The organism is Paenibacillus sp. FSL K6-2862 (assembly GCF_038005125.1).
Lineage (GTDB): Bacteria > Bacillota > Bacilli > Paenibacillales > Paenibacillaceae > Paenibacillus > Paenibacillus illinoisensis_A.
Map to the genome: position 1 here is coordinate 5,692,281 of NZ_JBBOSN010000001.1, position 19,931 is coordinate 5,712,211.

Consider the following 19,931-nt stretch of genomic DNA (forward strand, 5'->3'; position numbering starts at 1 on the left):
CTATGGATGAACCTCCATCCATGCTTGATTATTTTACATCTTTGCCAGTCCAGAGGGATACACGGTCTTTAACCCAAACCGTATATTGTTTCTCCATTTCCACTGCACCTGCTTTATCCAGCTCAGCGAGCATGTCATCATACACTTTATCGAAATTCGCTGGCGTCGTCAGAACTGCTTCTGGAATCCTTTTACGTACGATATCCTGAGTTTTTCTGAACGTTACGTCATAGTCTGTACCTGAAGGTACAGGCATGTTGTATGCCGCTCCCCATTCTTTGAGAGGAAGTTCCTCTTCGGATGGGTAGAACTCTTTCCATGTAGTAATGCCATAGGCTTTGAGCGTTTCTTTCTCAGCCGCTGTATAACCAGCCACAATCTGCTCAGGGAAGTTGGTTGTGTAATAGTTATCTGTAGAATCCTTCACACCATCACCATATCTTGCACTGAAGATATTGTAGAGACCAATACCTGTTTCTTTACTGAATGCAGAGTTGTCGTTGGTTTTACGATCCTGAACTTCGTCAGGGATAACACGTTTACCATTCTCTACATTATAGTGTTGACCTTCAATTCCCCAGTTTCTCAGCACTTGACCTTCGTCAGAAGCGAGCCAGTCCATAAATTTAATGATACGAACTGGGTCTTCCGCTGCAGTGGTGATTCCAATTCCGTAACCGTCGAATCCAGTTGGCTGGAATGTGTGGTCCACGATATCCTCGTTCAGGGATACAGAGAAGTGAGCGTATGTGCTATCATCCTTGCCTGCACCTTTCAGTGCATTTTCAGCTTCTTGATAGTTCCATTCCTGGTCAATCAAGCCGAGTACACGGCCGCTGGCAATTTTGGATTTGTATTGGTCGTCTTTTTGAACAAAGGTATCTTTGTCGAGCAGTCCTTCATTATACATTTTGTTCAACCAACGGAAATATTCTTTTTCTTCCGGACGTTTGTAGTGCAGCATCGCTTCATACGTTTCCGGGTTGATATAATATTCACCGTCATCCGGTGCACCTGTTGCCTGGAACGCCGGGTTGGTTACGGTAATCATGATCTTCCAGTCATCCGCATTCAATGTCAGAGGAATGGTTGGCTGGCCGTCAATCGTTGGATGTTTCTCATAGTAGGCTTTGAGTACATTCTCGTAATCCTCAAGTGTTTTCACCTCAGGGTAGCCTAGCTCCTTCAACACTTTTTGCTGAATTTCAAAACCGCCTGTTGCGTCAAATGTCATATTATCTACACCCATATTAGTTGGAATTGTGTAGATGGATGGATCTTCCGTGCTGTATTTCAAACGATTCATCTGATCGCCATAGATTTTCTTCAGGTTTGGTGCATGCTCCTCAATCAGATCCGTGAGGTCAATCATCGCGCCAGCATCTACAAGCTTAGACAAGTTACCTTTTGGGAAAATGATATCAGGATAATCACCACTGGCAGCCATGAGACCAATTTTTTGATCGCCACCATTGTTTACATCGTATTCTGCTTCAATTGTAACGCCAGTTTGCTTGGTAATTTCCTTACCAACTGCATCTTGCATCTTGTTCCAAGTTGGACTTGCATCAGCACCAAAAAACGTAAATGTAACCGGATCGGTACCGTTTGAATCTTCAGAAGCACTTTTGCTTCCCGAATTTCCGCAACCAGCAGTAACCAACAGCGCACTTGCGAGCATCAACATTGCAAAAGTCTTAGGTGTATTGCCTTTCATTTTGCCTCTCATTGTCTAGTTCCCCCTATTATTATGAAGGTTTTATCTGTATAACAGGCTAAGCCTGCGAATACCACTTTTGGAGCGCATTTCTGTATGCGCTTACCATAAGAACAATCCATACTTTTTGTAAGCCTAAAATATATTGTATGGCCAATTCATTTTAATGCTTCTAACAATCGTAAAACGTTTTCGAAGCTTACTTTAAAACGCTTACTGAAAGTGCTTACATCAATGATTATATGCTATCCTACCCGTCCCGTCAACAACAAAAAAAGGCCTTTTTTCAAGGCCTCTTTCTATAGAATAAAAGCTTTAAATAATATTCCGATTTTCTGAAATTTTCAGTTATTTCACATCTTTACCAGTCCACAGGGCTACACGTTCCTTCACCCATACGGTGTACTGTTTCTCCATCTCTACTGCCCCTGCTTTGTCAAGTTCAGCCAGGAGGCCGTCGTAGACTTGATCGAAGTTTTCAGGCTTCGCCAGAATAGCTTCAGGGATCCGTTTGCGGATGATATCCTGTGTTTTCTGGAATGTTACGTTGTAGTCTGTATCCGATGGAACCGGCATATTGTACGCAGCGCCCCAGTCTTTCAGCTTCAGTTCATCTTCGGATGGGAAGAAATCCTTCCATGTTGTAATACCATATGCTTTCAGCGTTTCCTTCTCAGCTGGAGTATAACCCGCTTGGATCTGTTCAGGGAAGTTGGTTGTGTAGTAATTGTCCGTAGAATCTTTTACCCCGTCGCCATACCTCGCGCTGAAGATGTTGTACAGACCAATACCAGTTTCTTTGGTAAATGCTGAATTGTCGTTAACTTTGCGATCCTGAACTTCGTCAGGAATGACACGTTTGCCGTTTTCAACATTATAGTGTTGACCTTCGATTCCCCAGTTTCTCAGCACTTGACCTTCATCTGAAGCAAGCCAATCCATGAATTTGATGATTCGTACCGGATCTTTGGCCGTTGTTGAAATCCCGATTCCGTATCCGTCGAATCCAGTTGGCTGGAATGTGTGGTCCACGATATCCTCGTTCAGGGATACAGAGAAGTGAGCATACGTGCTGTCATCTTTGCCCGCTGCTTTGAGGGCATTTTCAGCTTCACCATAGTTCCAGTCCTGGTCAATCAAACCGAGTACGCGGCCGCTGGCAATTTTGGATTTGTATTGGTCGTCTTTTTGAACAAAGGTATCTTTGTCGAGCAGTCCTTCATTATACATTTTGTTCAACCAACGGAAATATTCTTTTTCTTCCGGACGTTTGTAGTGCAGCATCGCTTCATACGTTTCCGGGTTGATATAATATTCACCGTCATCCGGTGCACCCGTTGCCTGGAATGCCGGGTTCGTTACCGTAATCATGATCTTCCAGTCATCCGCATTCAATGTGAGCGGAATGGTTGGCTGACCGTCAATCGTTGGATGTTTCTCATAGTAGGTTCTTAATACGTTTTCGTAATCCTCAAGCGTTTTTACTTCTGGATATCCAAGCTCTTTCAATACCTTTTGTTGAATCTCAAATCCGCCACCAGCATCAAATGAAACGTTATCTACGCCCATGTTCGTCGGAATTGCATAAATGGCTTGATCTTCGAGACTGTATTTCAAACGATTCATCTGATCGCCATAGATTTTTTTCAGGTTTGGTGCATGTTCTTCGATCAGATCGGTAAGGTCGAGCATAGCACCTGCGTCAACAAGCTTCGATAAGTTCCCTTTAGGAAAGATAATATCTGGGTAATCACCGCTGGCAGCCATCAAAGGTATTTTCTGATCCCCGCCATTATTCACATCGTACTCTGCCTCAATCGTAACACCTGTTCGTTTGGTAATCTCTTGGCCGACTGCATCCTTCATATTGTTCCAGTTTGGACTTGCATCTGCACCAAAGAATGTAAACGTGATTGGACTGGTTGTATCCCCTGTATCCTCTGGTGTTTCTGAAGCAGTAGTACCTCCTCCACAGCCTGCCGTAATGGCAAGAGCACTTGCGAGTAGGAGCATTGCGAATGTTTTTGGTGTTTTGCCCTTCATGTGTAATCCCCCTTATGGATAAAATGAAGCTTTCTATTGTATAACAGGCTGGCCTGCACATACCGGAAAGTGAATGATCTTGATGTAAAACTTTAGTTTTTATTACTTTAAAAGCGCTTACTAAATGAGTTGATAATTACCTTTTTAAAATTAATAAACCTGATATATTCCTTTATTTCAGACTTGAAGGGAAAGCCGTTAATGTCTGTCATACCAGTGATGTAAGTGCTTTCATAATTGAATAATAATCGCTCTCTAAGTCCTTGTCAATAGTGAATTCACAAATTTGAAAACGTTTTTCGGAAAACGTTTTAGCACAAAAAGAAGAACCCAGGTTTCTGGGTTCCTCTCTTCAAAAAAATGAATGATAAACGATAAGCAATTATTGAGCTTCACCATTCCACAATTTAACGCGATTTTGGACAAGCTCGGTGTATTGTTGCTCCATTTTTTCTGCTCCGGCCTTGTTCACTTCTGCAATCATCGCATCGTAGATGCCGTCAAACTGATCCGGGGAACTGAGAATAGCCTCCGGGATTCGTTTACGGATAATATCCTGCGTTTTTTGGAAGATAACGTTGTAATCGGAGTCACCTGGCGTTGGCAAATTGTAAGCCGCTCCCCATGGCTTAACCGCGAACTCATCTTCATTTGGGTACAAGTCCTTCCAGGTTGTAACACCATATGCTTGCAGTGTTTCTTTCTCTGGTTCGGAATAAGCTGCTACGATCTGTTCAGGGAAATTCGTGGTGTAATAGTTATCCGTCGAATCTTTAACCCCGTCTCCGTAGTGACCGGACATATTCGTGTAGAGACCAATCCCTGTCTCTTTTTGGAATACGGCAGCATTGTTTGTCTTTTGGTCCAGAACATCGGCAGGAATGACACGCTTGCCATCCTTCACTTCGTAGTGCTGGCCTTCAATTCCCCAGTTCATCAGCACTTGACCTTCTTCAGAAGCCAGGTAATCGAAGAATTTAATCGTACGAACCGGATCCGGATTCGTCGTTGTAATACCTACACCCCAGCCGGATACGAATCCCGTGTCCTGATAGGAATGGTCCTTGATGTCCTCAGACAGGGTCACCGGGAAGTGTGAATATGTTGCTTCAGGCTTGCCTGCTGCTTTCAATGCGTTTTCAGCATCGGAGTAGCCCCAATCCTGGTCAATTACACCAAGTACACGTCCACTTGCGATTTTGGATTTATACTGATCCGTTTTTTGTACGAAGCTGTCCTGATCAAGCAATCCCTCGTTGTACATTTTGTTCAACCAACGGAAGTACTCTTTTTCCTCTGGACGTTTGTAGTGAAGCATTGCTTCGTACGTTTCCGGATTGATGTAATATTCACCGTCATCCGGTGCACCTGTTGCGAGGAAAGCCGGATTCGTTACCGTGATCATGATTCTCCAGTCATCCGCATCAAGTGATAAAGGGATCGTTGGTTGTCCATCAATCGTCGGATGTTTCTCTTTGTATGCCTTCAGCACATTTTCGAAATCCTCAAGTGTGCGCACCTCAGGGTAGCCAAGCTCTTTCAATACACGGTGCTGAATACCGAATCCGCCGCCTGCATCAAAGTACTTTTGGTCTACCGCGTAATACGTTGGCAGCACATAAATGGCCTGATCCTCATTACTGTATTTCAACCGGTCCATGTAATTACCATACAGCTTCTTCAGATTGGGAGCATACTGGTCAATCAGATCTGTCAGATCCAACATTGCTCCTGCATCCACCAGCTTGCTAAGTTCTCCTTTGGGTGACACGATATCGGGATAATCCCCGCTCGCTGCCATTAAGGATATTTTGTCCTGACCACCGCTGACGGCAAATTCACCGTTAAGTGTTACTCCTGTTTTCTCCGTGATAACCTGGCCAACCTCATCCTTCATGCCATTCCAGTTTGGACTGGGATCGACGCTAAAAAAGCTGAATGTGAGCGGAGTCGTTTCACCACTTGTGTCTTTAAACGACGTTTCGCCGCCAGTTCCTCCACCGCCACAACCTGCGAGCAAAGACATCGCAAGTACAGGAGCCAGTGCCCCTTTCATTTTAAAACTTGCCATAATGGTAATCCTCCCTGTTTCATATGTCTGTCTTATCCGGGACTTTTTTGTCCCTGTCTATAGCTTCATGAATGCCGCTCCGCAGCCCTATACGGTGAGGCGCAAACCAATGGGTCACGCCTCGGGCATCTGATGCTTTTTTTAGTTTACGGCTGCTCTTTTTGGCAGCTCTATAATATTAATTATTATGCTTTTACTGCACCCAGTGTCATACCGCCTACAAAGTACTTTTGCAGGAATGGATATACAACCAGGATTGGAACGGTAACAACGATCGTAATGGCCATCTTGATGGACTCTGGTGAAATCTGCGTCATCTGCTGTGCCATGTCATTGGCATTCCGTCCAGCACCAGAACCTTGCTGTGTACTTTGCAGTACTTTCATCAACTCATACTGGAGCGTTGTGAGATGTGCCTTGGAACCGTTGTACAGATACGTATCAAACCATGCGTTCCATTGGCCTACTGCCAGGAACAATGCAATCGTTGCAAGAACCGGTTTACAGAGTGGCAGGATGATTTTGTAATAAATCTTAAAGTCATTGGCACCGTCCAGTTTCGCCGATTCTTGAAGCGCATACGGCAGTCCGTCAATAAAGGAACGAATAACGAATACGTTGAACGCACTAATCATACCTGGCAATACATACACCCAGAACGTACCGATCAGGTTCAGGTCACGCATCAGGATGTAGACCGGAATCAGACCCCCGGAGAAATACATCGTAAGTGCAAGTGCAGTTGATACGAATTTTCTCAATTTGAAGTCCGGACGAGCCAGTGTAAAGGCAATCATCGAGGAACTGATCAGACCGAGCAGTGTACCTACAATCGTACGCATAATGGAAACCTGCAGACCTTGCAGCAGCCCGTCATATTGGAAGATCGTTTTGTAGTTTTCCAGTGTAAATTCCCGCGGCCACAAGTAAATTCCGCCACGTACCGTATCTGTTGAGTTATTCAAGGAGATCGCAAGCACGTTCAGGAATGGATACAGCGTCACGATCAGTACCAGCGCCATAGCAATGATATTGAATATATCGAACAGTTTATCGCCCCGTGTAGCATTGAATGATTTGTTCGCCATAGTGTTCCCCCCTCCCTACATGATGCTTTCTTTGGTGAATTTCTTAAACAACCCGTTCGCTGTAAACAGAAGGATGATACTGACAACGGAGTTGAATATACCTATTGCTGTACCGTATGAGAATCGTCCCATGTTCAAACCATAATTGAGTGCGTAGAGATCGAGAACTTCCGAGTAGTCTAATACCAGACTGTTTTGCAGCAAGAACTGCTTCTCAAAACCGATACTGATCAAGTGTCCGATGGACATGATGAATAGTACGGAGATTGTCGTCCGAATACCTGGCAGTGTAATGTGCCACATCTGTCTCCAGCGGTTCGCACCGTCCACTCGGGAAGCTTCGTAAAGCTCCTGATCAATACCGGTAATGGCCGCCAGATAGATGATGGCATTCCAGCCGGTTTCCTTCCACATATCTGAAGCGGTTACAATGTACCAGAACAGGTTCCCCTTCGCCATGAACTGGATTGGCTGATCGATAATGTTCAGACCTACCAAAATGTCATTGATGATCCCGCCATCGGTGGAAAGCATCTTGGTAATAATCCCTGCAACTACGACCCAAGATACAAAGTGAGGCAGATATGATACCGTTTGCACTGCACGTTTGAAGAACATGCCTTTGAGCTCATTCAAGAGAATTGCAAAGAAAATCGGCACGACAAAACCGACAACCAGCCCCATTAAGCTCATTGCAAGTGTATTTCGAAGTACCAGATAGAACCGCTCATCGCTAAACAACTCTACAAAGTGTTTAAAACCAACCCATTCTTGGTCGCTGAACGATCTGGCTGGTTTGAAATTTTGGAAAGCCATCGTCCATCCCCATAGCGGCAGATAGTTAAATACAAAAACCCAAACTACGAATGGCAGTGACATGAGATAGAGATATTTCTGCTGCTTGATGCTATCCCAAATTCCGTTCCGCCGTTTGTTCGTTGGCGGCTTGGGGTTACTGCTTCTTTTCGCGGAAGCGGATTTTTTTGTTAGCGTTTCCATCTCCGTTCCCCCTCCTCTGTTTTATAGATCCATCATAACTGATAGAGCGTTTTCAAAATACCATCTGGATTTTAGAGAAAATCATATAAAAATTAGATATCCCCCCACAGAATTCGACATTATCTGCTCAAAATCAGGTATTTTAAAGCCTTTCATCTACAATTTACGCCATAAAAAGGTAGATATAATCTAAAATGCTAAATACCGAAAACGTTTTATAGAAATCGTTTACCTTCATTTTTAGAGAATAGAAAAAGGACCTGGTCAGGTCCTCTCATTCATAATGTGAACTGAATGGTCTGCAGCTTGACGATGCCAAGCAATTCAGCCGTAGATATCGTGGCAACAGGATCGAATTGATCTCCCAACAAGTACCCGATCATCTCCTGAAACAGGAAGGCCGCTTCAGGACGCTTCATCATGGAAACATTGGCAAACGGCAAAGACGATACTAGCAGTTTCCCCCGCCCCACTCTGGCCTCAAAAGCATATGCCAATCGTTTGGCTCTGTGAAAATGATCAATTACTTCAATAGAGGGACGTACTCCATGCAGCGAATCAAGGCATATCGCAGGAGTACCATTCACCAGGTGGTACCAATGCCAATCCGAAGCCTGATCATGTGGGAAACGGCCCAGCAAAGGTACCTTTTCCTGCAAATTCATTCCCATTGTTGCTCCAGACTGTGTTGCAAACATGAGATAATTCCAGAATACAGGCAGATACTTGGTGTCTACAGCATCATATAGTTCATTCGGTTTGGCCTGAAGCCAGACATGGCCACCATTCATCAGATAATCAAGTACATTAGGCGTAAGTGAAGAGATGATTACCAAGTCTATCTGACTTTGGCTGATCAAGTCTTTCCCATCCAGATGGTCCACCTGACGATGGTGGGAATCCAGTAAAAATGGTTGCAGCTCACCCACGCAATTGCAGATCCGATGAGATCGGTCGTGAGGATGATAATGCGGAAAAGACCAACCGTGCCAGACGTTGTCTGCAACGAGCTCCGAATGGCCTGATCTGATCTCAGCTTCAATGACAAAGGCAGCAGCCCCATGCTTAGGTGCCTGTATGGTTAGACGCCCAAGCGAAACAACAGAGCCACAGCTGATATCTCCATGTGCCCATTCACCCTCATCCTCAATGATATGATTACGGATTAGCTTCCAATGGATTGAGGCATCTACAATCGGCTTCTCTCCATAATGAGATATGCTGGCTTCAATATGGATGGGTTCACCAGCATAGTAGGTCCGCTGTCTGCTACCCAGCAAGAGCACAATGCTTTCGTTAAACTGCTTGAATGCTGCTGGTTCCACTATTCCCTTGCTCTCCCAAAACACGTCCAGAACTCCCGTGGTCGCATGTCCTTGTCCAGGAAAGTCCCGGATATCAAGCAGCTGTATGCCCGCTGCATCTGGTGTGCGGCGAACTCGCTCCATTGCTTCCTTTAAGGACCGCATCAGATGTATGCCACTTGCGTGCTGAAAATCTTCCACATCATCTGCCAGGCCTCTGCGTCCAATGGACTCTTCAATGGACTCCAACCAGCTTGGGCGCAGGACGCCTGTGTACTTCTCCCGCTCCTGAGGGCGTACGTACATGGTGAACTGTGCATGTTCATGCCCAACGACCGGATTATTTGTAAGCCGGGTGACATCATGGTAATCCAGCGTGGTGTCCGGTACGGCAGACAGCTCGGATTCCAGTGGAGGATGCCAGTTCAATGACTGAATATAAAAGTCTGCATTTCGGCCTTGAGCCGGCAGCTGACCAAAGCCCGTATTATCCGTATATAACCGTGTGGGGTCAAGTGAACGAGCGAGTTCTACCAAATCATTCAATTCAGGATGTCCGTTAGGCCCAATCAGTTCATTTCCCAACGAAAACATGACAAAGGAAGGATGTGTGTGCAAGGAATGTAATAATCCTTTTAATTCCCGGGTTAAAAATAGCCTGATCTCTGCCGGTGCCTTCACGTCACGATTCTCAAACCACCGTGACCAATGCGGAAGTTCCGCCTGGACAAGCATGCCTTCTTCATCTGCAGCCTCCCAGAACGGCCGGGGTGCACTCCAGCCATGCAGACGTACATGATTGAATCCGTAAGACTTTGCCGTACGGAACTGCTGTACATAATGCTGCTTGTCCCAGACCGGATAACCCGTTAATGGGAAAATGCAACAATCCACGTATCCGCGCAAAAATACTGGCACACTGTTTAACTCAAGCTTTTTTCCATTCGCTCTGAACGAACGCATGCCGAATGTCCGTTCCACCCGATCCAGCTCTCGTCCCTCATTCTGCAAGGAGACAACGACCTGATATAACCTCGGAGATCTATCCGACCACAGGGCAATGTCCTTCTCCTGGCCAAGATCAAGATCCCACTGCTCCGTGCCATAACTCCCTTCAAATTGTTGGTCCTCATTCGGAAGAGACATTGAAGCAATGGTGCGGCTCTGCCTCGGAAGCCAGCTTCCATCAGGGTGCCTAATATCCACATGAAGTTGACATGTACTGGATAGGGGTGACTCGCTAGCGCTTACATCATATCGGATCGTTACGATCCCGTTCTCGGCGTCAGGCTGGATATGCAATTGCTTGATTCGGGAAGACGGTAGCTGATCCAGATAGGCTCCGCCTGTAATTCCGCCCCACGCTGTTGCCGTATGGATGGAATGAATATGACTTCCAGCCAAAGGCAGCTTCATCGTATTGTCCACACGCAATTCCAGCTGGTTTTGCCCTTCCGAATGGATTAGGGATGTAATGTCCCATTCGTGCGCCACAAGCAGACTGTCACGCTGTCCGGCATGATGTCCATTTACCCAGAGATCTGTTGTCCATCTGACTCCCTCAAGTCTCAATACATACTCGCAGTCCGGCTCTGACACTGGAAGATCTACTATGGTCGAGTACCAGGCAGTACCCTCGTATTCACGTATTTTGGTCCATGTATCCATCCTGTGATAATCCGGCTCGTTTCCATACCCCTGCTCTTCCCAGGAACCTGGAACCTGAATCGTTCCCCATATGGATTCATCAGAAATTGGCGGTCTCCCGCCATTGGCAAGGTCTGTTTCGAGACAGAACTTCCAGGTCCCCTTCAGGTCAAACGTATGGCGAACAGCTTGTATATCCGATGGTCTCATCTGATTGTCTCCTTGTCCGGAATTAGATACTTCCAGTTTAAGACGTACCAATGGAAGTCACCATTGTTTATATAAGGAAGACGATGGACTATATCATGATGCAAATAAGACATGAAGCAGTATCGAAAACGTTTTATATCATAAGAAAAGAAAATTAACATATAAAAGCAAAGCTATTTTACCTGAACTATACGCCGTCAGGCTCTTCAGGCTGATCTTTAGATTGGGATCTGGCATGTTTGTACGCGGAAGGAGACTCTCCTACATATTTCTTGAATTTGCCGTGAAAATAATCCACGTTAGCATACCCTACTCTTGCAGCGACCTGATGAACCTTTAACCCTTCATCAAGCAGTTCTTTCGCTTTTTCCATCCGAACCTTGTCCAGGAATGCGTTGAAATACTCCCCTGTGTGGTTCTTGAACAGCTTGCCCAGATAACTGCTGTTATAGTTAAACACCTCAGCTAGAACCTCCAGCTTGAGATTCTCCCCGGGATTACGCCGAATAAAATCGATCATTTGTTTTAGTGCCGTATCTTTACTGCCACCGCCCATACGTTGAATAAGACGGCTTAGATGGCCTTCTGCCATTGCCTTCAGATCAGATACCGTTAATTGATGATATACTTCGTTAATCAGGACAGAATGTTCCTGCATAATCGACTGCATATGCTGGTTCGAGGCAGCCAGTTTGTTGATAGCCATGGAGAAAACCTGAGAGAACGCTGTTTTGATTGCCTGCTCTGTCCGGTGGTAAGGGACAATTCGCTCCTCGATCTCACCCAGCACCCGTATTACAGATTCCATACTGCGTATGTCGAGTGCATAATACAGCTTGTCTGCCAGTTCCGATTCTTCAGGCTCGTCGCTTTCATCTTCGCCGATCATGGAAGCAGCTGTTCCTTCAGCAGCAAGCTCTTCATTCCACAACATAATGCGTTGTTCGGTAAATAGAAAACGTTCTGCCAGCAGTCCGTTCGCCTGTTTATAGGATCTGACAATTTCGGAAGTGGTATGGGCCGGTTCGCCTGCTGCCCCGTACATCGTAATGTTCCATTCACCGAGGAGCCGCTTCAGCTCATCATATAAATGCTCGGCAGATGAAGCTGATGTGATTGGATCCTTGCACAATAAGGCAAGACCCGAATGATAAGAGAAGACGATTCCCCGATCCTTTTGATCAAAAGCCTCTGCCAGTTTGCGTTTAACTACACCTCCACGCTGCACATCAGGTGCGGTATGCATCTCTAACAGCACAACCTGATATTGCGGCCACTTCAACCCTAGGGCATCCTCTTCGATGGGACCGACGCCTTCCAGATTATCAAACAGAAGTGCCTCGATCTGATGCTCCCGATATGCCGTATCTTCACCTGCATGACGTGCCAGTGCTTCCTGCTCACGTGTAAGCACTGCAGCAATACGCTGAAGCTCACCGATGATCTCCTCTTCATCCACAGGCTTGAGCAAGTACCCATCCACACCGAAGCTGATTGCTTTCTTGGCATAATCAAAATCGGCATACCCACTCAGAATGAGAAAATGTGATCCCGGATGTTGTTTCCGCACCTCTTCGATTACGTCCAATCCAGTCATGCCCGGCATACGGATATCGATAATGGTCAGATCCGGTTTAAGCTCATCAAATCGAGTAATGGCCTCCCGTCCACTGGCTGCGGTAGCAATCACCTCAAATCCATACTCGGCCCAATCTATGATCGTTGTCAGTCCTTCGCGTATGCTCGGTTCGTCATCCACCAAAAATACTTTATACATGCGGTTCCCCTCCTGAAGGTAATTCAAAAACAATCTCTGTTCCTTCCCCATACACACTCGTAATCTGTAATCCGTACGGTTCACCGTATGTCAGCGTTAACCGTTGATGCACATTGCGCAGCCCAATCCGGCTCTTCTCTTGCTCCTCCGGTCCGCGGATAAATTGCATAACCTCTGCAAGACGCTCCGGTGTAATACCGGCACCATCATCATTGACGCGAACCTGTACCACATCATTGACCAGACGAATATCTACATTGACATGGACCGTTCCCTCTTTATTCTCCAATCCATGCACAATGGCGTTCTCCACCAGAGGTTGAACGATCAAAGGCGGAATATATATTTTCTCTGCTCCGGGATCGATATGAATCTGAAAGGCAAGCCGATCCCCGTAGCGGAATTTCTGTATCTCCAGGTAGGAGCTAACCATCTCGAGCTCGGCCTGGAGGGTCGTTTTGCCACTCCCGATTTCAAGGCTCTTGCGCATCAGTTTGCCGAGCAGTCTGACGATATTCGCAATCTCGGCCTCCCCTTTGATATGAGCTTTCATGCGAATGGACTCCAGGGCGTTAAACAAAAAGTGAGGATTAATCTGACTCGCCATCATTTTCAGTTTAATCTCTTTCTGCGCGATTTCCAATTGGTTGTTCTGCTCGGTCGTTTCAACGACCTGAGTCATTAGTTCGTTTATGCTTTTAACCATGTAATTGAATTGTCTCGATAATTGTCCAATTTCATCGTCTCCGTCGATTCTGGACGTCACATTCAGATCCCCAAGGGCCAGCTTGTTCAGATGCTTGCTAAGACGAAGCAGCCTGTTCGAAGTAAGGAATGAAATAATATATACAAGTAAGAGGGCAATGATTAAGACAAGGGAGATAAAGAGCATACCGATCAGACTGATCTTATTGGCATCCTTGACGATATCTTTGGTCTCGAAGACAGAGATCACCTTCAAGCTGTTCATACTCGACACAGGGCGCAGCTCATCAATAACAATATTGGACGGCTCTCCCTGAAAATCAGCTTCCAGGGTTCCCTTGGCCTGATTCTGTAAATCGACGCCAAAATCCAGCTCGTCCAGCGTTTTGCCCACCAGATCCGTATTTTTGGCAGCCACAACATAACCCTGCTCATCTGCAATCAGTGTTTCAAAGGGTTCCTGTCGAAGCAATTCGTTGAGCTCATCCTGATTGATTTCAATCAGCAGTACGCCCTCGGTGCGATATTCAGGGAAAGGCACTTTGCGCACCAGGCTGAGTTTGTGAACCGGATTATCTTCCTTGTCCGGAATGTAGAACCATCCCGTGTTCGTCGATAACAGCGCTTTTTGATACCAATAGCTTTGCTTCGTCTGCTCGTTCAACGGGATAAACTCCAGATTATTGATCAGGGTGGGGTTATCGGAATAAAAACGAATGCCTGCCACCTCACGGTATTGTCGCTTGTATTCCTGGAAATCCTTATAGGCCAAATAAGCAGAAGTGAGTTCCATTACGCTGGAATAGCGTTTGTTCACAATCTCCTTCAGTTCGTTATTGAACATCAGAATATCGGAAATATCCGTCGGCACACGCAGTAATGTGGCTGTCTGGCTCTTGATCTTGTCCACGTTGTTGATTGTCTGCCCGATCGCATTATCCAGTGCCTGCTGCCGGAAATATCCGGTCACGGCAAGACCTATGATCAGAACCGGAATCATGACGACAAGTACATAGGAAATCAGCAGTTTATGCTTCAATTTGAGATTGTTCGATACACGTATAAACCTTCTTAACATATCTGCACCTTCCGTTGTCTATATAAGCGCTTACATATAAATGGCAAGATCAATCAATTCCTGCATTTCCACTTATCATACCATACAACCCGTATAACCTCTTATATTTCCAGGTTTGTGATCTCGGCAATTATTCCCTTAGATTAGCATACATTCCCGCTCAATTGCAGTGACCAATTGATGTATTCGTGTTACAAAAACAATAAAAAGGCCGCCATGGGCATGGCGGCCGGGCTTGCAGATATGCTGCATCGCGAATAGATGGCGATATGAACGCAAGACCCTTTTGCTGAAGCTATTGATCAATTAAGGACGGGGTGTCTCTACCCCATTCAGAATCAGTTTAGGATGAATATCCGCGCTCAACGAAGCCGATACAGCGCAGTATTTTTCTTCAGCCATTTGGATGGCTTTCCAGATACGATAATCCGGGATATCTCCGTCGACTTTGAAGATCAGGTCAATGGATGTAAAACCTTTGGGCATCCCTTCACTGCGTGTACCCTGAGCTTCAATCTCAATTCCGGTGATTTTGTCCAGGAAGGCATCCAAAATCATCGTAATATCGATCCCCATGCATCCTCCAAGACCTGCAAGCAACAGTTCCATCGGTGTAGCACCCTTGCTGTCACCACCATAAGCAGCCGTGGCATCCATGCCTACAGCATAACCAGAGGGTCCTTCGGAAGTAAACGCGCGTTTGCCTTTCCATACGGTTGTTACATTCATGTTGTTATCCTTCTTTCTTAGAATAGTTTACAATCTGCACATATCCGTGAAGACTTAGAATTCAGTAATTTGCTGCAAAAATCTTCGTGTTCGTTCCTGTTCCGGATGTTCAAAAAATGCCTGTGGACTGGCTTCTTCCACGATCGAACCATCTGCCATAAATACGATCTTATTGGCCACATTCCGGGCAAATTTCAATTCATGCGTGACCACCAGCATCGTCATGCCTTCCTGTGCCAGCTCCTTCATGACCGAAAGAACCTCGCCTACAAGTTCCGGGTCAAGGGCTGAAGTCGGCTCATCGAACAGCATCACTTTCGGTTCCATGGCAAGTGCACGAGCGATCGCAACTCTCTGCTGTTGTCCACCTGACAAGCGGGATGGGAAAGCATCCTCCTTGTCCGACAATCCTACACGATCCAGCAGAATACGTCCGCGTTCGGCCGCTTCGTCGCGCTTGATTTTCTTAACCGTCACTAGGCCTTCCATCACATTTCCCAGTACTGTTTTGTGAGGGTACAGGTTGAATTGCTGAAACACCATACCAGTCTGACGGCGGATCTCAAGCACTCGTGAGCGCTGAACTCGCAGCGGATCATTGCTGTCCACGATAATGCCGTTCACTTCGATCTTTCCGCCGGACAGTTCTTCAAGTCCATTCAAACAGCGAAGCAGCGTGCTTTTGCCGGAACCACTTGGTCCTAGCAGGACTACGATATCTTTTTCATTCACGTGCAGGTCAATATTCGTAAGTACTTCATGATTTCCAAAATGTTTCTTCAGTCCAGTTGTTGTAATCATCGGTTCTCTCCCTCCATCAGTAAGCCCGGGCCAACCGGCGCTCCACTTGTTCCAGAATGGCCGAGAAGCCGATACTCATAATCCAGTACATCACACCGATGGCCAGATAAAACGGCATATTTAACGCATATTGGGATACCAGTAACTGTGCTGAACGCAGCAGCTCTGTTACACCGATGGTTGCCACCAGTGATGTTTCCTTCAGCATACCAATAAACGTGTTGCCCATCGGTGGAATGGCAATGCGTACTGCCTGAGGGAATACAATCCGTCTCATCGTCTGAAAAGGAGTCATTCCCGTTGCATAAGCCGCTTCTGTCTGCCCCTTCGGCACAGCCTGAATGGCGCCCCTGAATGTCTCAGACAGGAACGCACCTGCATTCAAACTCAGCCCCAGACAGGCTGCCGTGAGCGATCCCAAGGTTACGCCATAATCGACCAATCCATAATAGATTACGAATAATTGCACCAACAGCGGGGTTCCCCGCATGATGGATACGTAAAACCGTGCGATCATCCGAAGCCATAGTGGGCCTTTCAGTCGGACAACAGCTACAATCACACCGATCAAAAATGCAAAAAACATTGATATTATGGTCACATAAAGCGTGTAATATGCCCCCTTCAAAAAGAAGGGGATATTCTCAAATACCAGTTCCATGGATCAAACTTCCCTTCGCCTTGCCGGTCATTATTGCGCAGGCTCTTCACCAAACCATTTTTTGAAAATGGTATTGTACGTGCCATCATCCTTCATGCCTTGAAGAGCTTCGTTTAGCGCAGCAACAAGTTCCGGATTATTTTTCCGAACAGCAATACCGGCTTGGTCACTCTTGATCGGTTCACCTACAGCCTTAATCTTGAATCCGTTGGAATCAATAATGGGTTTAAGCGCGTAGAGGTTGTTGATTGTTGCATCAATACGTCCTGCATCCAGATCTTTAAGTGATGTGATGACATCGTCATACGTCTTAATGGTGAAGTCTCCCACTTTTGGCAGCACTTCATTACGCAGATAAGTTTCATCATTTGTGCCCAGACCTACACCAATCGTTTTTCCTTTGAAATCTTCGAGTTTGGTAATATCGTTGTTATCGTTTTTCACAATGATTTTGACTTGATTGGTAATATAGCCTTCACTGAAATCCAGCGCCTGTTTCCGTTCATCGGTGATCGTCATCTGGCTGATAATAGCATCAATCTTTTTCGATTGCAGGCTTGGTGTCAGGCCAGAGAACTCTTGGGAGACAAATTCAACTTCAACCCCGAGGCGTTTGGCAACCTCACGTGCGATATCTGCATCAAAACCATCCATCTCCTTGTTGTCATTCAGGAAGTTGTATGGACGGTATGTACCCATCATACCTACTTTCATGGTGCCCGCTGACTTGATCTGTTCCAGTTCATTACTTGCTTGTGCTCCATTACTGCTGCCATTGTCGGTTGTTTTGCTTCCGCATGCACTTACAACCAGTACAACCATAAGCAGAATTGCCGTCAGCATCCAACTTTTGCGCATCTTTTTGCCGTTACTTGGTGTTCCATTATTCATCATGTTAACTTCCTCTCATTCATGTGGTTAATAGTTGTATCCATTATTCCCTGCTTCTGTCTCAATCATGTAAAAAAGCCCTCGGTACAGGCACATCATTACGTGCCCAGCAAACCGTAAAATTCAAAGCTGGATGCTTCCGCAGCAAGCGATTCAGCTGTCTTAGCCGATATGCCCTCATGCAGCTCCGCAGAGCCAAACAGCCAGCGGGAGATCATGCCTTCGATCATGCTCACCAATAGAGCAGCCCGTACAGGCACATCCATCGAAGGTGGCAGCATGCCAAGTTCAATGGCACGTTCCATGTTATGGCGGAACGCTGACTCCACAGCACCGCGTGTCTCCTCAACCAGACGACGTACTGATTCTTCGGTCACGATACCTTTCAGCAGCAGCTCCATAAAGTAACGGTTGTCTGCGGCAAAAGAGAACAAGCTGATGAACAATCGCTCTGACGCCTTGACCATATCCTCAACCGATCCTGCATCCTTGCGATAACCCTGACCGATAGCTTCAAGCAGTTTCTCTCTGCCTGTTAACACAATCTCTTCAGCGATGGCTTCCTTACTCTTGAAATGCCAATAAAACGTCCCTTGAGCTACACCAGCTTCACGAACGATATCCGATATCTTGGTCTGGTGATACCCATGAGTCGCAAATCGCTGCATCGCAATACGTATAATCTGATCCCGGCGTTCTTCTCCGGGTTCCTTATCATTTACTTTGGACATTTCAATACCCTCCCGATTGATCAGTCAGTCAGTTAACTATATCCTATGGGATAACTAGGTTTTTGTCAATATGGTTTTAAACAATCAATTCAATGCATAAGTTGAAGTTGGACACGTTTCTGATCATAATAGATGATAGCCTTGTTCTGCTGAACAAGCATTGTCAGTCAAGCAGAGCAGACCACCTTCTGCATCTGCATTTCAAGGAGGAAGAGCATTGGACATTTTATCATCCATTATTATGGGCATCATCGAAGGTTTGACTGAGTTTTTGCCCGTGTCCTCAACCGGACACATGATTCTGACCGCCCACTTGCTGGGATTATCGGAGGACAACGAGTCAGTCAAAACGTTTGAAGTGGTTGTTCAACTCGGTGCTGTACTTGCTGTCGTTGTGCTCTACTGGAACAAATTCATTGATATGTTCCGTTTCACCGGAGGCAAAAGGAGCTACTCCCAACGTCTGAACCTTGTGCATATCTTTTTGGCGATGGTACCGGCTGTAGTCATTGGGCTTGTTTTCCGCGACTGGATCAAAGCACATCTATTTGGGCCAGAGACCGTATTGTACAGTTTGGTCATCGGTGGGGTCTTGATGATTGTAGCTGAGCGCTGGAGCCGCCGCAGTCACCGAATCACAACACATGATGTGGACGATATTACGTATACACAGGCATTTGTCGTGGGACTTTTTCAGATTTTGGCATTGTGGCCAGGTTTCTCGCGTTCCGGTTCAACGATTTCTGGTGGATTGTTCGCAGGGGTAAGCCGCGTTGCAGCTGCTGAATTTACCTTCCTGGTGTCCGTTCCCATCATGATTGGAGCCACAGGATACGACCTCTACAAGAGTATCGATCATCTGAACGGTAGCGACTTCCCTATCTTTGCGATTGGATTTATCGCTGCATTTATCGTAGCCATGCTTGCCATTAAGACATTCTTGTCCATTTTGAAAAAGCTCAGCCTGACCGTCTTTGCGATCTATCGCTTTGTGCTGGCAGCTGTATTCTTTTTCATTTTGATGATGTAGTTAAAAAAACAATTTAAAAAGGCGACACGCGTTCCAACCGGAACCGGTGTCGCCTTCTTCATATCCTTATACTTTGGATTCCAGCGTCTCCAGGTACTCGGAGATTTGCGTAGGCGTTTTTGCCCATTTGCTATGCAGGTGGGCTATCTTCTTGCCGTTTTGGAACACGAGCAAACTTGGAATGCCGCGTACCGCATTTTCCTCAGCAAGCGGTTGGAATTCCTCCGCATCCATTGCATAGAAGGTTTTGTCCGAGTGCTGATCGATGACTGCGCCAATAAAACGGTCGAGGTTTTTGCAGTCCGGGCACCAGTTTGTATCGAATTTGATGACGGTCAGCCCGTCTGAATTAATGATATCACGGTATTGTTGTTCACTTTGAATTCTTTCCATATGTCTTCTCTCCCTTGTACAATTCTTAATGGTTGACCTCTATTGTACCTCTAATA

Annotated in this window: 15 protein-coding genes; 1 reads left to right on the forward strand and 14 read right to left on the reverse strand. The window is 46.0% G+C overall.

Annotation, left to right across the window (positions count from 1 at the left end; all coding sequences use genetic code 11):
* Window positions 1-28 precede the first annotated feature (28 nt).
* From MHB82_RS25785 to MHB82_RS25845, 13 genes are all read right to left on the reverse strand, one after another.
* On the reverse strand, window positions 29-1,729 hold the full coding sequence (locus tag MHB82_RS25785; RefSeq protein WP_375335127.1) for an ABC transporter substrate-binding protein: 1,701 nt from the start codon (window positions 1,727-1,729) through the stop codon (window positions 29-31).
* A 336-nt stretch (window positions 1,730-2,065) separates the two neighbouring features.
* Window positions 2,066-3,760, reverse strand: coding sequence for an ABC transporter substrate-binding protein (locus MHB82_RS25790; RefSeq protein ID WP_110821703.1), 1,695 nt, complete (start codon window positions 3,758-3,760; stop codon window positions 2,066-2,068).
* Between the two features lie 382 nt (window positions 3,761-4,142).
* The gene (locus tag MHB82_RS25795; protein WP_341176172.1) at window positions 4,143-5,831 is read right to left on the reverse strand and encodes an ABC transporter substrate-binding protein; all 1,689 of its coding nucleotides are present in this window, start codon (window positions 5,829-5,831) and stop codon (window positions 4,143-4,145) included.
* A 185-nt stretch (window positions 5,832-6,016) separates the two neighbouring features.
* Window positions 6,017-6,919 carry a carbohydrate ABC transporter permease gene (locus tag MHB82_RS25800; protein WP_095292355.1) on the reverse strand — a complete coding sequence of 301 codons (903 nt, stop codon included), beginning with the start codon at window positions 6,917-6,919 and terminating at the stop codon, window positions 6,017-6,019.
* A gap of 15 nt (window positions 6,920-6,934) precedes the next feature.
* On the reverse strand, window positions 6,935-7,918 hold the full coding sequence (locus MHB82_RS25805; protein ID WP_095361739.1) for an ABC transporter permease: 984 nt from the start codon (window positions 7,916-7,918) through the stop codon (window positions 6,935-6,937).
* 278 nt (window positions 7,919-8,196) lie between these two features.
* Window positions 8,197-11,079, reverse strand: a complete 2,883-nt coding sequence (locus tag MHB82_RS25810) for a glycoside hydrolase family 2 protein (protein WP_341176173.1) — start codon at window positions 11,077-11,079, stop codon at window positions 8,197-8,199.
* Window positions 11,080-11,266: 187 nt separating this feature from the next.
* Window positions 11,267-12,856, reverse strand: coding sequence for a response regulator transcription factor (locus tag MHB82_RS25815; RefSeq protein WP_341176174.1), 1,590 nt, complete (start codon window positions 12,854-12,856; stop codon window positions 11,267-11,269).
* Window positions 12,849-14,639 carry a sensor histidine kinase gene (locus MHB82_RS25820; protein WP_095361736.1) on the reverse strand — a complete coding sequence of 597 codons (1,791 nt, stop codon included), beginning with the start codon at window positions 14,637-14,639 and terminating at the stop codon, window positions 12,849-12,851. The genes MHB82_RS25815 and MHB82_RS25820 overlap by 8 nt, the downstream gene beginning before the upstream one ends.
* A gap of 306 nt (window positions 14,640-14,945) precedes the next feature.
* A complete protein-coding gene (locus MHB82_RS25825) occupies window positions 14,946-15,368 on the reverse strand; it encodes an OsmC family protein (protein WP_076311998.1) in 423 nt (140 codons plus the stop codon).
* Window positions 15,369-15,422: 54 nt separating this feature from the next.
* Window positions 15,423-16,169 carry an amino acid ABC transporter ATP-binding protein gene (locus MHB82_RS25830; RefSeq protein WP_341176175.1) on the reverse strand — a complete coding sequence of 249 codons (747 nt, stop codon included), beginning with the start codon at window positions 16,167-16,169 and terminating at the stop codon, window positions 15,423-15,425.
* 16 nt (window positions 16,170-16,185) lie between these two features.
* Entirely contained in the window at window positions 16,186-16,830 is a 645-nt protein-coding gene (locus MHB82_RS25835; RefSeq protein WP_095361733.1) for an amino acid ABC transporter permease, read from the reverse strand.
* A gap of 30 nt (window positions 16,831-16,860) precedes the next feature.
* Window positions 16,861-17,688 carry a substrate-binding periplasmic protein gene (locus tag MHB82_RS25840; RefSeq protein ID WP_371264592.1) on the reverse strand — a complete coding sequence of 276 codons (828 nt, stop codon included), beginning with the start codon at window positions 17,686-17,688 and terminating at the stop codon, window positions 16,861-16,863.
* A gap of 131 nt (window positions 17,689-17,819) precedes the next feature.
* Window positions 17,820-18,452: a TetR/AcrR family transcriptional regulator gene (locus tag MHB82_RS25845; RefSeq protein ID WP_127539797.1), complete on the reverse strand. Its 633-nt coding sequence runs from the start codon at window positions 18,450-18,452 to the stop codon at window positions 17,820-17,822.
* A gap of 217 nt (window positions 18,453-18,669) precedes the next feature.
* On the opposite strand from MHB82_RS25845, the gene bacA reads away from it, so the two are divergent.
* Window positions 18,670-19,482, forward strand: a complete 813-nt coding sequence (gene bacA / locus MHB82_RS25850; protein WP_095361731.1) for an undecaprenyl-diphosphate phosphatase — start codon at window positions 18,670-18,672, stop codon at window positions 19,480-19,482.
* A gap of 66 nt (window positions 19,483-19,548) precedes the next feature.
* Here bacA and MHB82_RS25855 read toward each other — a convergent pair whose 3' ends face one another.
* On the reverse strand, window positions 19,549-19,875 hold the full coding sequence (locus tag MHB82_RS25855) for a thioredoxin family protein (RefSeq protein ID WP_341176176.1): 327 nt from the start codon (window positions 19,873-19,875) through the stop codon (window positions 19,549-19,551).
* Between the last annotated feature and the right edge of the window lie 56 nt (window positions 19,876-19,931).

What these genes read in the sequence shown, in the direction of transcription:
- MHB82_RS25785 (WP_375335127.1), bottom strand. Translation starts at nt 1,729, where the DNA reads ATGAGAGGCAAAATGAAAGGCAATACACCTAAGACTTTTGCAATGTTG.
- MHB82_RS25790 (WP_110821703.1), bottom strand. Translation starts at nt 3,760, where the DNA reads ATGAAGGGCAAAACACCAAAAACATTCGCAATGCTCCTACTCGCAAGT.
- MHB82_RS25795 (WP_341176172.1), bottom strand. Translation starts at nt 5,831, where the DNA reads ATGGCAAGTTTTAAAATGAAAGGGGCACTGGCTCCTGTACTTGCGATG.
- MHB82_RS25800 (WP_095292355.1), bottom strand. Translation starts at nt 6,919, where the DNA reads ATGGCGAACAAATCATTCAATGCTACACGGGGCGATAAACTGTTCGAT.
- MHB82_RS25805 (WP_095361739.1), bottom strand. Translation starts at nt 7,918, where the DNA reads ATGGAAACGCTAACAAAAAAATCCGCTTCCGCGAAAAGAAGCAGTAAC.
- MHB82_RS25810 (WP_341176173.1), bottom strand. Translation starts at nt 11,079, where the DNA reads ATGAGACCATCGGATATACAAGCTGTTCGCCATACGTTTGACCTGAAG.
- MHB82_RS25815 (WP_341176174.1), bottom strand. Translation starts at nt 12,856, where the DNA reads ATGTATAAAGTATTTTTGGTGGATGACGAACCGAGCATACGCGAAGGA.
- MHB82_RS25820 (WP_095361736.1), bottom strand. Translation starts at nt 14,639, where the DNA reads ATGTTAAGAAGGTTTATACGTGTATCGAACAATCTCAAATTGAAGCAT.
- MHB82_RS25825 (WP_076311998.1), bottom strand. Translation starts at nt 15,368, where the DNA reads ATGAATGTAACAACCGTATGGAAAGGCAAACGCGCGTTTACTTCCGAA.
- MHB82_RS25830 (WP_341176175.1), bottom strand. Translation starts at nt 16,169, where the DNA reads ATGATTACAACAACTGGACTGAAGAAACATTTTGGAAATCATGAAGTA.
- MHB82_RS25835 (WP_095361733.1), bottom strand. Translation starts at nt 16,830, where the DNA reads ATGGAACTGGTATTTGAGAATATCCCCTTCTTTTTGAAGGGGGCATAT.
- MHB82_RS25840 (WP_371264592.1), bottom strand. Translation starts at nt 17,688, where the DNA reads ATGCGCAAAAGTTGGATGCTGACGGCAATTCTGCTTATGGTTGTACTG.
- MHB82_RS25845 (WP_127539797.1), bottom strand. Translation starts at nt 18,452, where the DNA reads ATGTCCAAAGTAAATGATAAGGAACCCGGAGAAGAACGCCGGGATCAG.
- MHB82_RS25855 (WP_341176176.1), bottom strand. Translation starts at nt 19,875, where the DNA reads ATGGAAAGAATTCAAAGTGAACAACAATACCGTGATATCATTAATTCA.